Genomic DNA, 14093 nt, shown 5'->3' with positions numbered 1-14093 from the left:
TGCGTAACTCATTGTTTACCAAGGAGTTTTCCGTTTCGACTGCGCCGGAAGTGGGGCGAATTATAGGCTTCCAGAATCTGCCGTCAACCCAATTATTCGGTTTTTCTATCAAAAACCTCGAAAAACCGATGCTTCCACTATATAGATAGCTACGAGTCAGCATTTGAGCAATATATTGCTCATTCATTGACAGTTAAGCATCATAGCGCCACGTATTTATCGATCATGACTTCGGAAGAACTCCCGCAATGACCACCCCTCCTCGCAGCCTGGCATCCGCATTGTTTCCGATCGGCCTGCTATTGATCGCCATGGCGTCCATCCAATCCGGTGCGTCATTGGCCAAAAGCATGTTTCCTATTGTTGGCGCACAAGGCACCACTGCTCTGCGTTTGATTTTCGCCAGTGTGATCATGCTGGTGCTATTACGCCCATGGCGCGCCACGCTGACGGCCAAGTCCTTGCGCACGGTGATCATTTACGGGATGGCGCTGGGCGGCATGAACTTCCTCTTCTATATGTCCCTTCGTACCGTACCGCTGGGGATTGCAGTAGCACTCGAATTCACAGGCCCGCTTGCCGTCGCTATCTATGCCTCGCGCAGAGCTGTCGACTTCCTGTGGATTGCCCTGGCGATCATCGGCCTGCTGCTGTTAATTCCGATGGGCGAGGCCAGTAGCGGTATCGACTGGGTCGGCGCGGCTTACGCACTGGGCGCAGGCGGATGCTGGGCCCTCTATATTTTATTCGGCCAAAAGGCTGGGAACGACAATGGTGTTCAGACCGCTGCACTCGGCGTGATGATTGCGGCCCTGTTCGTCGCACCGATCGGCATCGTGCATGCGGGCGCCGCGCTGCTGACGCCCGCCCTGATCCCTGTCGCCATTGGCGTCGCAATTCTGTCCACCGCCTTGCCCTACACCTTGGAGATGGTCGCACTGACTCGCCTTCCCGCTCGCACATTCGGCACGTTGATGAGTATCGAACCGGCGTTCGGCGCCCTCTCCGGCCTGTTCTTTCTGCATGAGCATTTATCCCTGGCCCAATGGCTGGCCATCACCTGCATTATCCTGGCTAGCGTAGGCGCGACGTTGACGATGCGCAACGAATCCAAACCACTGGTGCCTGCCGACTGATCATCTTTAAAGCCAGCTCTGGTATTTGCCGCTCATTTAGGCCATGTTTAGGCCGTAACCGAATGTCATTCATGGAGAATTTCGACACGGACAGCATGAACGCTTCGCTCGAGAGCGAGTAAAGCGGCTCTGTTCTTTTGCAGGGCGGCTATTAAGGATGGGAATGAAACGAATTTTGATACTGTTGCTGGTTGTGGGCATCGCTGGCTGTGCTGCAACCACAAAAACAGAAGTGAAACGGGGTAAAAAAGGGCTGCATATCAACTGTTCAGGCCTGTCCTCCTCCTGGGACCAGTGCTACACCAGTGCAGCCAACTCATGCGGTGCCAAGGGCTACCGGGTGATAGCCAAATCCGGCGATAACTCCGAAGAGCCTGGGGACTATCCTTTCGGCCTCAACCCAGCTGGCTATACCAGCCGCAGTATGATCGTCATCTGCAAATAGCTGCCCGAGCAGTCTTTCCTGACTGCTCATCTTAAATTCAGGCCAGTTGCGGCACGAAGGCTAAACTCCTGCTCGACCATCGAGCCAATGGAGTTCCCATGCCGCACAACAAGAAAATCGTATTAGTAGTGGGTGCCGGTGACGCGACCGGCGGCGCCATAGCCAAACGCTTTGCCCGCGAAGGCTACATCGCCTGCGTCACCCGTCGCAGCGCCGACAAACTGCAGCCCCTGGTAGACAGCATTCAGTTGGCGGGCGGTGAAGCCCATGGTTTTGCCTGTGATGCACGTAAAGAAGAGGACGTGATCGCACTGGTCGAGCAAATCGAAACCGAGCTGGGACCTATTGAAGCGTTCGTCTTCAACATCGGCGCCAATGTGCCTTGCAGCATTCTGGAAGAAACCGCACGCAAGTACTTCAAGATCTGGGAGATGGCGTGCTTCTCCGGCTTCCTGAACGCACGGGAAGTCGCCAAGCGCATGGTCACGCGTAACCGCGGAACTATCCTGTTCACCGGAGCCACCGCCGGCTTGCGCGGAAGCGCGGGGTTTGCCGCCTTCGCCGGCGCCAAGCATGGGATACGCGCCCTGGCACAAAGCATGGCGCGGGAGTTAGGCCCGATGAACATCCATGTCGCCCATGTGGTGGTGGACGGTGCCATCGATACCGACTTCATTCGCGAGAACTTCCCGCAAAAATACGCCCTCAAGGATCAGGACGCCCTCCTCAACCCTGACCATATTGCCGACAACTACTGGTTCCTGCATCGCCAGCCACGGGACGCCTGGACGTTCGAACTGGACCTGCGCCCCTGGAATGAAACCTGGTGACTCCCTCTATAACAATAAGCAGTGAGTACAGACCATGAGTAAAACCCTGGAGTTCTTCTTTGATCTCGGCAGCCCCGCCACTTACCTGGCCTATACCCAGTTGCCGGCGCTGTGCGCTAAAACCGGCGCACAGGTGGTGTATCAACCGATGCTGTTGGGCGGTGTATTCAAGGCCACGGGCAATGCCTCGCCGATCATGGTGCCCGCCAAGGGGCGCTATATGCTCGATGACCTGGCGCGTTACGCCAAACGCTACAACGTGCCGCTCAGGTTCAACCCGCACTTTCCCATCAATACCTTGGTGCTGATGCGCGCCGTCACCGGCATTCAAATCCACCAGCCTGAGCGCTTCCTCGACTTCATCGACTGCCTGTTCCGCGCACTCTGGGTGGAAGGCCGTCACCTGGGCGACCCAGAGGTCGTGGCCAATGTGCTCACCGAACAGGGGTTCGATCCCGAGCAGGTACTGGCCCTGTCCAATGATGCAGCCGTCAAGGACGCTCTCAAGGACAAAACCGAACAAGCCATTAAGCGCGGCGTGTTCGGCGCTCCCAGTTTCTTTGTAGGAAACCAGCTGTTCTTCGGCCAGGACCGCCTGGACTTTGTGCGTGAAGCCCTCAGCTAGGTGTTGATTGCAGCCGGCAATGCCTTGGCTGCAACCGATCAAATCGCCGCAGTGCGCACCTGCAACCATTCAAGCGCTGCACCATTGAGCAGCGGGCTCAAACGCTCACGCACCTGGGCGTGATACGCGTTGAACCATTCACGCTCATCCGCCGTGAGCAACGACGGCTCCAGGCAGCGGGTATCAATTGGGCACAGGGTCAGGGTTTCGAACTTGAGGAATTCGCCAAACTCGGTCTTGCCCGCTTCACGGTTCAACACCAGGTTCTCAATGCGCACGCCCCAACGGCCAGGGCGATAAGTACCCGGTTCAATTGAAGTAATCATCCCTGGCTGCATCGCCGTTTGTGGCGCCGCAGCAGCCTGATAGGCAATGACCTGCGGACCTTCATGTACGTTGAGGAAATAACCCACGCCGTGGCCTGTGCCGTGACCGTAGTCCACGCCTTCTGCCCATATCGGCGCACGGGCAATGGCATCCAGCAACGGTGAAAGAATGCCCTTGGGGAACTGCGCACGGGACAGAGCAATCACACCCTTGAGCACCCGCGTGCAATCGCGTTTCTGCTCCTCACTCGGTGTACCGATAGGCACCATCCGCGTGATGTCCGTGGTTCCGCCCAGGTATTGGCCGCCCGAGTCGATCAACAGCAAGCCATCACCTTCGATCAGCGCATGCTCTTCTTCGGTGGCGTGGTAATGCGGCATCGCGCCGTTGGCGTTGAAGGCGGCAATGGTGTTGAAACTCAGCGATACATAGCCTGGGCGGCGGGTACGTGCAGCGGTCAGGTGTTCGTCAATCGTCAGTTCGGTAATGCGCTCGCGACCCAGGGCGCTGTCGAGCCAGGCAAAGAATTCGCACAGCGCCGCACCATCCTGCTCCATGGCTTGGCGGATATGTTCCGCATCCGCCAGGCTCTTGCGGGATTTAGCCAGTGTGGTGGGGTTGAGGCCTTCAACCAGCTTGACGCCCGCGTCGAGGTTTTCCAGCAAGCCGGCGGTGACGCGGGCAGGGTCTACTTGCAAGCTTGCGCCCGCCGGTACCGCTCGCAGCGCTTGCGCCACCTCGCTGTAATCACGCAGGGTCACGCCATCCTGCTCAAGCACCGCCCGCAGTTGCGCATCGACCTTGCCCAACGCCACAAACAAAGTGGCCTGTTGCTGATTGATCAAGGCAAAGGACACAAACACCGGATTGAACGACACATCAGCGCCGCGCAGGTTGAATAGCCAGGCGATGTCGTCCAGCGTCGCGATGAAATGCCAATCGGCGCCCTTGTCTTTCAAACTGGCACGCAAGGCGGCCAGTTTCTCGCCACGACTGACGGTGGCTTGGGGCGGCAGATGCTGATAGATCGGCTGGTTCGGCAACGCTGGGCGGTCTTGCCAGACTTCATCGAGCACATCGATATCGGTACGCAGACGCGCGCCACGCTCGGCCAATTTGCCACCCAGGGTACGTGCCGAGGCCACGGCCATGACCGCACCGTCCACCGCCACCACGCCACCCTCAGGGGTTTGCTCGGCCAGCCACTCCAGCGGCCCGGGCTGACCCGGTTGCAGCTTCACCAGCTCGATACCGCTGCCCTTGAGCTCCTTGGTCGCCTGTTCCCAATAACGGCTATCCGCCCAGACCCCGGCGAACTCCGCCGTGACGATCAGAGTGCCCACCGAGCCATGAAAACCGGACAACCACTGGCGCCCTTGCCAGTAACCCGGCAAATATTCGGACAAATGCGGGTCCGCCGATGGCACCAGCAAGGCATGAATGCCTTCGCGGCGCATCAGTTCACGGGTGTGCGCCAGGCGCTGGGGAACCGTTCCATGGGTCAAAGGCTGCGTACTCATTGTGTCTCCTGCTAACCACTAATAATTGTTATGTATTGCGATGATAAATCAGACTGCCCAGAACGCTGGCGCACTCGCCAATGCGGCCTTGATCAACTGCGCGGCCTGGTCGATATCCTGTTCGGTGGTAAACCTGCCCAGGCTCAAGCGAATAGTGCGAGCGGCACTGCGAGCGTCATGCCCCAAGGCCAGAAGCACATGGGACGGCGCATTGCTGGCCGAATTGCACGCTGAAGTCGCGGAAAAGGCAATGCCTGAACTCAATGCGGCTGAATTGAATTCGCCTTCGCTGAAGGTAAGGCTCAATGTGTGTGGAATACGCTGGGTTGGGCTGCCATTAAGACGCAAGCCGGCAACCGACGCCAACTGATCCAGCAAGCGCTGGCGCAGCGCGACAATCGTGGCCTTCTCATCCTCGAAAGACGCCGCCGCCAGAGCAAACGCCGCGCCCATGCCGGCAATCTGATGAGTCGCCAGGGTGCCGGAGCGCAAACCGCCTTCGTGGCCCCCCCCGTGAATCTGCGCCAATACCTTCTGCTGCGCCCGAGGCCCGACATATAACGCGCCGATACCCTTGGGCCCATACAGCTTGTGAGCAGAGAACGACATCAAGTCCACCGGCCACCGGGCCAGGTCGATAGCCACTTTGCCTGCCCCTTGCGCCGCGTCCACATGGAACAACGCGCCGTGCTCACGTACCCGCGCACCAATGGCCGGGATATCGTTGAGGGTGCCCAGTTCGTTGTTGACCAGCATCAGCGAGACAAGAAAGGTATCCTCGCGCAAGGCTTCGCTGACCGCTTCGACGCTGATCAAGCCGTCTGCATCCGGTACCAGGTAAGTCACTGCCACTCCGGCTTCCTGCAATTGCCGCGCGGTGTCCAGCGTGGCCTTGTGTTCGATCTGGCTGGTGATGATATGCCCACCCGCCACACCACGGGCCTGGGCCACGCCCTTGAGCGCAAGGTTGTTGGATTCCGTGGCACCGGAGGTCCAGACTATTTGCTCGGGCTCGGCCACCACCAACTCGGCCACCTGGCCACGCGCCTGTTCAACCTTCTGCCGGGCCGCTTGGCCGAATGCATGGGAACTGGACGCAGGGTTGCCGAAGTGGGCGTTGAAACCCAGACACTCGACCATCACCTGGATAACTCGCTCATCCACCGGCGTGGTGGCGGCGTAGTCGAAATACAGCGGACGTTTATTCATGAGGTTAAAACTCGCAGAGCGTATTCCCAAGAACAGCGTCTCGGGGGGCATCGACCAGAACAGAGGTCGTCAGGTTTAACCGATCGAATGCCATTAAAGAAGGTAACTTTATTTAAATGTGCGTAGGAACGCTCCTGGAATTGAGCTTAACAGGCTGAAGTAGCCCCATGGCAAACAAAAAGCCCGAGGTTCCTTGTGGGAAACCTCGGGCTTTTTGCTGCATGAAGCGCGCTCAACTGGGCCGACCATGCAAAACCACGCTGCGCTCGGCGTTCATTTCACCCTGGTGATCAAAGCCGAAGGGCTTTGGCTGGCCAAGCAACGCGGCGCGTTGGCGTTGATAGTCGTCAAACGACAAGCCGCGACGGCCCAGGGCCTCCAAAGCCAACTGCTTGGTTTCCTCGGCCGTATAAGGGCGCATTTCCGGGGATGGCTGGGTCGCACACCCCGCAAGGACAGAGGTGACAAGTAAAAGGGAAACAGCGAGGAAACGGTTCATGGCGATGGCCCTGCGAAGATGGTTTCGAGTCAATGAACACAGGCTACTCCCGCCCCTTCTCGCTGAAAAATCATCGTCCGTGATAGTCGCTATCACGCGTATCGGCGTCCACAGGGGGAACGCCTTTATATTCATTTAAGTTCTATAAATATAGAAACACCTTCATTTACGAATTAAGACGATACCTCTATAAAGACCTTGCGCGCAGCCCACTGTCCACCCGGCAACAGCCCTTCAACAAAGCTTGAATTCCCATGAGAGGTCACCATGCAGCTGTTCACCCTGCCGCCCTCGCCTGCCCTCGCGACCTCGATCCGCGCCACAGCCCAGGTCTTCGAAGACCCAAAGTCCCAGGCCCTGCTCGACCATATCCAGCAAGTGGCCCCCAGCGAGGCCAGCGTGCTGATCATCGGCGAAACCGGCACCGGCAAAGAGCTTGTTGCGCGGCATATCCACCACCTCAGTACGCGGCGAAATCGGCCCTTCGTGGCAGTGAACTGCGGGGCTTTTTCGCAAGCACTAGTGGAAGCCGAGTTGTTCGGCCATGAGAAAGGCGCCTTTACCGGTGCCCTCAGCGCCAAGGCCGGCTGGTTCGAAGAGGCTGACGGCGGCACCTTGTTTCTGGATGAGATCGGCGATTTGCCGATGGCCATCCAGGTCAAACTGCTGCGGGTGCTACAGGAGCGTGAGGTGGTGCGCCTGGGTTCGCGCAAAAGCATTGCAATCGATGTGCGAGTCCTGGCCGCCACCAATGTACAACTGGAACAGGCCATCAACGCCGGGCATTTCCGTGAAGACCTCTACTACCGCCTCAATGTAGTCAGCCTGGAACTGAGCCCGCTGCGCGAACGTACCGGCGATATCCTGCCGCTGACCCGGCACTTCATCCAAACCTACAGCCAGCGCCTGGGCTACGGTCCGATCAGCGTGAGCCACGAGGCCGAGCACAAGCTCAAGCGCTACAGCTGGCCGGGTAATATCCGTGAGCTGGAAAACGTGATTCATCACACCCTGCTGGTCTGCCGCAACGCTGTGATCGAACCCGATGACCTGCGCCTGTCGAACCTGCGCATCGAACGCCAGAACGACAGCGACACCGATACCTGTGCAGAAGCCCTGCTGGCGCGGGCGTTTCAAAGGCTCTTCGAGGAACAGTCCGGCGCCCTGCATGAAAAGGTCGAGGACGCCTTATTGCGCGCTGCTTATCACTTCAGCCACTACAACCAAGTACACACCGCCACCTTGCTGGGACTGAGCCGCAACGTCGCTCGCGCTCGCCTGATCAAGATCGGCGAACTGGCGGTCAACAAGCGCAGGCCCGGGAAAAATGCGCAAGGCGAACGGATGCTGCACCTATCCATTTAGTCGGCAGTGCAAGGCATCGTCCTGACTGCGCTCAAAACTGCGCAGTACCTGGAATGCGCCAAAGGTCACGGCCGTGGCCCGGTGGGCGCGGATCAGCGTCCAGAAATCTTCGCCGCCCTGCTCAAAACATTTGAAGGCCGCCTCACCCTCTTCCCGCGATTGCCATTGCAAGTAATTGAGCACCCTGCGTCCGTCATCGCTGACCTGTACGCTGGCACTCAAGAAGCCGCCATGGCGCACGGCCAGACGCTCGCTCTGGGTGGTCAAGGCGGCCACCAGGGCGGATTGCTGACGGGGTTCGATGTGAAATTCGATCAGCTGAGTGAAGCTGCGACTCTTCTCTGATACCTGCATGAAAACCCCCTCTCTCTGTAGGAAGAATCTTGCGATTCGATGCCACGCAGGGTAAAACCTCTAGTTAAGTCGAGGTCAAGCACTGTTTGGGAGCCTTACATGCTCAGCAACGAACTCAGCGTCGGTCAGTTGGCCGCTCGCAGCGGCGTGGCGGTCACCGCGCTGCACTTCTACGAATCCAAAGGGCTGATCAAGAGCAATCGCAATGCCGGCAATCAACGACGATATCCACGGGATGTACTGCGCCGGGTGGTGCTGATCAAAATCGCCCAACGTCTGGGCATTCCGCTGGCGACCATTGGCGAGGCCTTGCGGGCCCTGCCCGATGGGCGCACACCGAACGCTCACGACTGGGAACGGCTGTCGGCGTTGTGGCGTGAAGATCTGGATGAGCGCATCAACAAACTGATGCTGCTGCGCGACAAGCTCAATGGTTGCATCGGGTGCGGGTGCCTGTCGATGGAGGCGTGCCCGCTGCGCAATCACGATGACCAGCTGGGTGAGCGTGGCCCTGGTGCGCAGTTGCTGGAGCCCACGCCTGATGCTGATCGGTAAAGCCAGTTGCGCAATGCAACGTGACCTATAGTGAAAAGGCTGTAACCCCATAACCACAATCAAAGGAGAACGTTATGAGCGTTAAACCTATTCCCGAGGGTTATCACGGCATTACCCCCTATCTAGGCATCAACGAGGCCGCAAAGGCGATCGAGTTCTACAAGAAGGCCTTTGGCGCCTCAGTGTTCATGCGCCTGGACATGCCCGACGGCAGGGTCGGCCATGCGGAGCTGCGTATTGGCGAAGCGGTGATCATGCTGGGCACGCCCTGCGATGAAACGGCCCTGCGCAATCCGGACGCGCATCCCAGTGTCGGTTTGCACCTGTATGTGAATGATGTGGACGCACAATTCAAACAAGCGGTTGATGCCGGCGCCAGCGCAGTGTCCGAGCCGCAGGATCAGTTCTATGGGGATCGCTCGGCGAGTGTGACGGATCCGTTCGGGCACCTGTGGTTCCTGGCCACCCATAAGGAGGACCTGACCGAGGAGCAAATCCGCCAGCGTGCCATGGAGATGTTCAAGCAACATTAACCCTGTGGGCGTGAGCTTGCTCGCGCCTGCAACACGCCACGCCTTGCCCCAGGTTCCAACCGGCCTGCTCCGGCAAAGTAAAGGCCTGCGTGGCGTTTGGAACACTTCAAGGGTTTGTCGATCTGACACCCCGGTAGGCATTGCGCCCCAGCCATATCGTCATGACCAACAAGGCGGTCAATGGCAGCCCATGGAACAACACGATCACCTGGGCCGGCGTCCACGTCACATAGAACGGCCCGACCACCAGCATGCCCACGCCAAAACCGGCCATCTGGATCAGGGTCAAGAGGCTGAACAGCGGCAAGCGCAAGCTATCGGGCTCGCTTTGCGCACGGGAGATCAACGCCACCTCGGACAATCCATCGCCCAGCCCCGCCCACACCACCAGCAACAGCGCCAGCCACAGTTCGGTCTGCTGGAATGTCAGGATAAAGCCGCTGGACATCAACGCCACACCGAGCATGAACAAGCGCTCCATGCCTTGGGTGCCACGACCTTTCAACACTGCACTGGCGATGCGCGCGCCAACAAACTTGCCACAGGCCCACACGGCCAGCAGATAGCCCATGACCGTCTTGGCCGTGTCCGGTGAAATGTACTGCGACAGCACTGGCCAACCGACGTTATGGGCCGCGCTGCCGAGGGTGTCTAACATGCTGATCAGCAACATCGCAGCCAGCACCGGCGCACCGCGCAACCCCTTGGTCAGCTCATGCCATTCGGCGGCGAGTCCGCGACGCGCGGCAACAGCAACGCTAAACAACGCGCGCAAGGGCAAGACCAGGCAAGCGGCAATCACATAGGTGCCGATGTTGACCGCAAACACCGCTTCAAATCCGCCCGTGGCGATCAGCAAGCCGGAGAGCAAACTGCCGAAGACCGCGCCGGTGGCGGCCGCCGAGGTGATCCATGCGTTGGTATTCACCCGCTGCTCAAGCGCGACCCAAGTGGGCAACTGACTGTTGAGGCCAATGGCAAACAGCGAATTGCACAGGCCAATACCGAAGGCGATAAAGGGAAGAAGGGTAAGTTGATGGGCCGGTAACAACACCAACAGCGGCATCAGCAACAGCGCCCGGGCCAGGTCCAACCCCGCCAACGTCCCACGCCCGGCAAACCGCCGGAAAAACGGAATGCCAAACAGGCTCGCGACAATCCCGCCGGTGACCCGGCACGCCAGGAAGATGCTGACAAACACCACGCTCTGGCTGAGCCAGTACACATAAGTGGACAACGCCACCATGTTAAGGAATGCGCCAAAATCCGACACACCGCGGGCAAAGATGATCAGGCGAGCGTTGCGGGTCGACAGATTCAGTTGTTGATCGTGACTCATGCAGGCTGTGCCCCCTCGACACTGCGCAGGCTTACCAAGAGCACATCGCGCCAGGCCGGGTCCGTCTCTACCCGCGGTCGCACCTCCCCGGCCCGATGATAGAACCCACGGTCGTTGATCACGATAGTCTCCAGAAATTTCTCCATCGGCAGTTTCAGTAGCCGGCTGTGCTCCGTTTCGTCGGCAAACACCTCCGACACCACCGGCACCGTGTTGCATTCGCCAATAAAGTGCATGAACACCCAATCCAGGCCGTCCTGGTGAATCCCCGATGTGGTCGGGCTGCTCGATGACACGTCCGCCCGCACCCGGAACTGATGGATATCGATCGTATAGGTCTGTTCGCCCAGGTGCGGGGCAATCACCGCGAGGTCCGTCGCCAGCAGCTTGTGCATGAGGGGATGCTCGATAAAGCCCTCCTCGCTATAGCTCAGGTGATTCACGCCCTGGCGATAGTTCACCGCGTAGGTGACCGGCGATTTGAACGCCGTATTCCTGTCGATCTGCAATTGCCGTGACGGTAACAGACGATAGCGCAAGATGCGCCGTTCGCGGTGGGTGTAAGTCCTGAACGCCTCGTCGCGCACCAGGTTATCCCAATACGCGCGAAAGCTTTGTTCCTCACCGGGTTCAACGTTGACCAGTTCGCGAAAGTCCGGGCGATGACAGAAGTGATGTTCGCGCAAAAGCGCCGAGATCTGAGGGATGTCCATATCGCTATCCTGCAACCGGTGGATCGATGAGGATGCGCAGATGTTGCTGCAACGCATCGTGCAAGGCATGGGCGTCGGCGGCATTGCCAACCTGGGCCCAGCATTTGAGCAAATAATGCTCCTCGATATCCGCGTCAATGTAGTGGCCGGGGTCCTGCGGGGCGTATTCCAGCACCGAGCGGTGTTGGTGGAGGAACTGCAGGCCGTCAATGCCCCTGAAAAGGCCACTGTGCTGCGGATAAATCGCCAGCATCGCGTAGTGTTGCCCCGCATCGGCAACCTTATGTGCGCCAGCCTCCAACTGTGCATTGATGCCCTTCTCGCCCAACAACAATCCCATGTACAGCTGATAAGGATCGATACCGGCCAGGTCGCGGAACGCCGAGTTCACATACAGTCCGCCCAGACGCGGGTTGATCTCGATGGCCACCGGCCCTGCGTCCGTCATGCGAAACTCGAAATGCACCACAGCGTTGGTCAGGCCCACCGCGTGCAGGCAGTCCACCGCGTACTGGCGGATCTGCTCGCACTGGGCCTGGCTGAACGACGTCGGCGGGGAAATCAGCAGGTTCTCCAGGACCGTGCCGCTGCGCTCGGTCAGCAGCAGTTTTTCATTGATCAGCAGCGGATGGACACGCTCGCCGACAATCACACATTCCACACTGCCTTCGATGCCAGGAATATAACCTTCCAGCAGAATGCTGTGGCCTGGCAAGTATTCACGCCGCAGCCCATCCTCAAGCGGCAGGGCGTGCGCGCAGCCGTAGAAGTCCGCATAAGCGGCGGCGCCATGATCACTTACGAAATGCCAATAGTGGCTGCGTAGCTCCTCCCAACTCGAGCATTTTTTGATAAACGCCGAAGCCCCGCCAAAGGGCGGTTTGGCGATCAGTGGATAACCCACGCGCTCGGCGCCTTGCTGGAGTTCCTGTTCGTTGTTGCACAGCACGAACGGTACCGAACGCAATTCATGCTGTTTCAACACGCGGCGCATCAAGAACTTGTTATTGCACGCGGCAATCGCCTCCGGGTGGCTGTAGACCAAGCCCAACCGCTGACACGCCTGCGCGACGATACAGCCCACCTCCCCTTGTGCGGACGGGTGCCCGGCCTGGCAGAAAATCCCACGCACCTGATAACGCCCGTCCAACTGTCCGACCAACTCCAGGACAGACTGCTCACTGAGCGTTTCGAGCAGGAACACTTCGTCACTGTCGTCCCTGAGACGTTGCAGGTGCTTGCGCCCCGCCACGGCGGCCGTCAAACACGCCAAACCGTGGGCGCGGGCCACCGTGAAATGCGGTTCCCGGTAGCGGTAGCGAGCGCAAGCACTGTCATCTACATCAATAAACAGAATCGCATCCTGTTTCATACCGCATCCTGCCAACTGCACCATTGGCCCTCCCAGTTGCGAAAACGGTAAGTCCGCTGCCCATCGCGGACTTCAAAATGCGGTAAGTCTTCAGGCTTTTCAAAGTCCAACAATGGCACGGTGAACTTGCCTTGTGCATGCGGCAGTACATACTCGGGCAGGGCAATATTCGATACACGGCGTTTGAGCCGATCCATGATGGCGATGGCTTGGCTGATCGACGCCTTATATTCTGAAGCACCGGGTGAAAACGGCATGAAGTGATATAAGTAATATGGCTTTACGCCCAAACGATAAAGATCAATGAATAATTTATGCAACGTCGCTTCATCATCATTCACGCCACGCAACAGCGGCATGTTAGAGAATACAATCGGGACCACACCCTGAATCCGTTTAACCGCGACGGCAAAATCAGCACTGAGCTCAAGCGGGTGGCAGACATGCACACCAAATGCATTGACCTTGTACTTCTCCAGCATCGCCACCAACTCATCGGTCACGCGAAACGGGTTGAAACTCAAGGCCCGCGAATGAATGCGTATCAGCAGATCATCACGAATGCCGCGCAATGCGGCCAGCATCTCCTCAAGCTTGCGGTCGGCCAGCATCAGTGGGTCACCGCCGCTGAGAATCACCTCTTCAATCGCTGGATTACCGCGGATGTACTCCACCGAATCCTTGAACGAGTCAGTGTTGGCGTTAGCTTTGTCGGTGCCCACCTGCAGCGTGCGCAGCGCCTCGAAACAGAACTGGCAATAGGCATTGCACGTGTTGGTGGTGCGCAGGATCACGCGGTTGTCGTACTTGTGCTGGCAGATGGGCGTCTTCATCTCATGATTGAGTTCCCAGTTTTCGGAACTGCCGTCGTAGTCGCCCTGCACCTGTTCGCTCCAATACGGTACTACCTGGCGCCACAGGGGGTGGTCCATCACCTCTGCGCTGGTGAGTGAACGCTTGATTAAATCAATGTAATAAGGCGTGATCTGCATCTTGCGATCTTGCAAGTTGTGCTCGATATGCGCCGTTGTGGCCTCGTCCCATCCACCGCAGGCATTGCGCAGTGCAGGTTCATCGCGGATGGCATTCTTCTGCTGCCAACGCCAGTCTTGCCATTGAACTGAACGATGCATGGCTTGATCAAAAATCGACATGAGTTTGAACTCTCTGTTAAGGCATAGGGACGCGTACTTTTCCAGCACAGGAAAAGTATGATTCGCAGCAATGACAATCGACGGGCAGGCGACAGACCACAATCAAGTAACTAACTT

General features: G+C 58.4%; 16 protein-coding genes. 7 read left to right on the top strand and 9 right to left on the bottom strand.

Features of this window, described 5'->3' with window-relative positions; all coding sequences use genetic code 11:
* The coding region (locus tag BOP96_RS30280) for a hypothetical protein (RefSeq protein WP_218189986.1) at window positions 1–187 on the bottom strand (187 nt) is incomplete at its 3' end.
* A gap of 61 nt (window positions 188–248) precedes the next feature.
* Between BOP96_RS30280 and rhtA the strand changes: the two genes are divergently transcribed.
* The 4 genes from rhtA (at window position 249) to BOP96_RS26470 (ending at window position 3036) form a co-directional block, all read left to right on the top strand.
* Window positions 249–1136: a threonine/homoserine exporter RhtA gene (rhtA, locus tag BOP96_RS26485; protein WP_014717824.1), complete on the top strand. Its 888-nt coding sequence runs from the start codon at window positions 249–251 to the stop codon at window positions 1134–1136.
* Window positions 1137–1299: 163 nt separating this feature from the next.
* On the top strand, window positions 1300–1581 hold the full coding sequence (locus tag BOP96_RS26480) for a hypothetical protein (RefSeq protein ID WP_003190182.1): 282 nt from the start codon (window positions 1300–1302) through the stop codon (window positions 1579–1581).
* Window positions 1582–1679: 98 nt separating this feature from the next.
* Window positions 1680–2411, top strand: coding sequence for an SDR family oxidoreductase (locus BOP96_RS26475; RefSeq protein WP_014717823.1), 732 nt, complete (start codon window positions 1680–1682; stop codon window positions 2409–2411).
* A gap of 34 nt (window positions 2412–2445) precedes the next feature.
* Complete coding sequence (locus BOP96_RS26470) at window positions 2446–3036, top strand: 2-hydroxychromene-2-carboxylate isomerase (protein ID WP_032901924.1); 591 nt, start codon at window positions 2446–2448, stop codon at window positions 3034–3036.
* Between the two features lie 38 nt (window positions 3037–3074).
* Here BOP96_RS26470 and BOP96_RS26465 read toward each other — a convergent pair whose 3' ends face one another.
* From BOP96_RS26465 to BOP96_RS26455, 3 genes are all read right to left on the bottom strand, one after another.
* Complete coding sequence (locus BOP96_RS26465; RefSeq protein WP_032901925.1) at window positions 3075–4883, bottom strand: aminopeptidase P family protein; 1809 nt, start codon at window positions 4881–4883, stop codon at window positions 3075–3077.
* A gap of 48 nt (window positions 4884–4931) precedes the next feature.
* Window positions 4932–6092, bottom strand: a complete 1161-nt coding sequence (locus tag BOP96_RS26460; RefSeq protein WP_073454483.1) for a cysteine desulfurase family protein — start codon at window positions 6090–6092, stop codon at window positions 4932–4934.
* A gap of 232 nt (window positions 6093–6324) precedes the next feature.
* The gene (locus BOP96_RS26455) at window positions 6325–6591 is read right to left on the bottom strand and encodes a lipoprotein (RefSeq protein WP_032904559.1); all 267 of its coding nucleotides are present in this window, start codon (window positions 6589–6591) and stop codon (window positions 6325–6327) included.
* A 267-nt stretch (window positions 6592–6858) separates the two neighbouring features.
* Between BOP96_RS26455 and BOP96_RS26450 the strand changes: the two genes are divergently transcribed.
* A complete protein-coding gene (locus BOP96_RS26450; RefSeq protein ID WP_019817255.1) occupies window positions 6859–7956 on the top strand; it encodes a sigma-54 interaction domain-containing protein in 1098 nt (365 codons plus the stop codon).
* On the opposite strand, the gene BOP96_RS26445 is transcribed toward BOP96_RS26450, so the two are convergent.
* Window positions 7945–8310, bottom strand: coding sequence for an antibiotic biosynthesis monooxygenase (locus BOP96_RS26445; protein ID WP_019817256.1), 366 nt, complete (start codon window positions 8308–8310; stop codon window positions 7945–7947). The genes BOP96_RS26450 and BOP96_RS26445 overlap by 12 nt on opposite strands.
* 99 nt (window positions 8311–8409) lie before the next feature.
* On the opposite strand from BOP96_RS26445, the gene soxR reads away from it, so the two are divergent.
* Both soxR and BOP96_RS26435 read left to right on the top strand, forming a co-directional pair.
* Window positions 8410–8865 (top strand): redox-sensitive transcriptional activator SoxR, encoded by a 456-nt coding sequence (gene soxR / locus BOP96_RS26440; RefSeq protein WP_014717816.1) that lies wholly within the window; start codon window positions 8410–8412, stop codon window positions 8863–8865.
* 74 nt (window positions 8866–8939) lie between these two features.
* On the top strand, window positions 8940–9398 hold the full coding sequence (locus tag BOP96_RS26435) for a VOC family protein (protein ID WP_014717815.1): 459 nt from the start codon (window positions 8940–8942) through the stop codon (window positions 9396–9398).
* 106 nt (window positions 9399–9504) lie between these two features.
* Here the strand turns inward: BOP96_RS26435 and BOP96_RS26430 are convergent, their stop codons facing one another.
* Genes BOP96_RS26430 through BOP96_RS26415 form a run of 4 tightly spaced genes read right to left on the bottom strand, consistent with a single transcriptional unit; the run spans window position 9505 to window position 13976 of the window.
* Entirely contained in the window at window positions 9505–10737 is a 1233-nt protein-coding gene (locus BOP96_RS26430; protein WP_020301060.1) for an MFS transporter, read from the bottom strand.
* Window positions 10734–11450 carry a 2OG-Fe dioxygenase family protein gene (locus BOP96_RS26425; protein ID WP_020301061.1) on the bottom strand — a complete coding sequence of 239 codons (717 nt, stop codon included), beginning with the start codon at window positions 11448–11450 and terminating at the stop codon, window positions 10734–10736. Before BOP96_RS26425 ends, BOP96_RS26430 begins: the two co-directional genes overlap by 4 nt.
* A 4-nt stretch (window positions 11451–11454) precedes the next feature.
* The gene (locus tag BOP96_RS26420; RefSeq protein ID WP_073454481.1) at window positions 11455–12822 is read right to left on the bottom strand and encodes an ATP-grasp domain-containing protein; all 1368 of its coding nucleotides are present in this window, start codon (window positions 12820–12822) and stop codon (window positions 11455–11457) included.
* Window positions 12819–13976 carry a KamA family radical SAM protein gene (locus tag BOP96_RS26415; protein WP_014717811.1) on the bottom strand — a complete coding sequence of 386 codons (1158 nt, stop codon included), beginning with the start codon at window positions 13974–13976 and terminating at the stop codon, window positions 12819–12821. Before BOP96_RS26415 ends, BOP96_RS26420 begins: the two co-directional genes overlap by 4 nt.
* Between the last annotated feature and the right edge of the window lie 117 nt (window positions 13977–14093).

This window comes from Pseudomonas sp. FSL W5-0203 (assembly GCF_001896155.1).
In the GTDB taxonomy this organism is placed as follows: domain Bacteria; phylum Pseudomonadota; class Gammaproteobacteria; order Pseudomonadales; family Pseudomonadaceae; genus Aquipseudomonas; species Aquipseudomonas paracarnis.
This window is presented reverse-complemented; position numbering and strand designations above follow the sequence as displayed.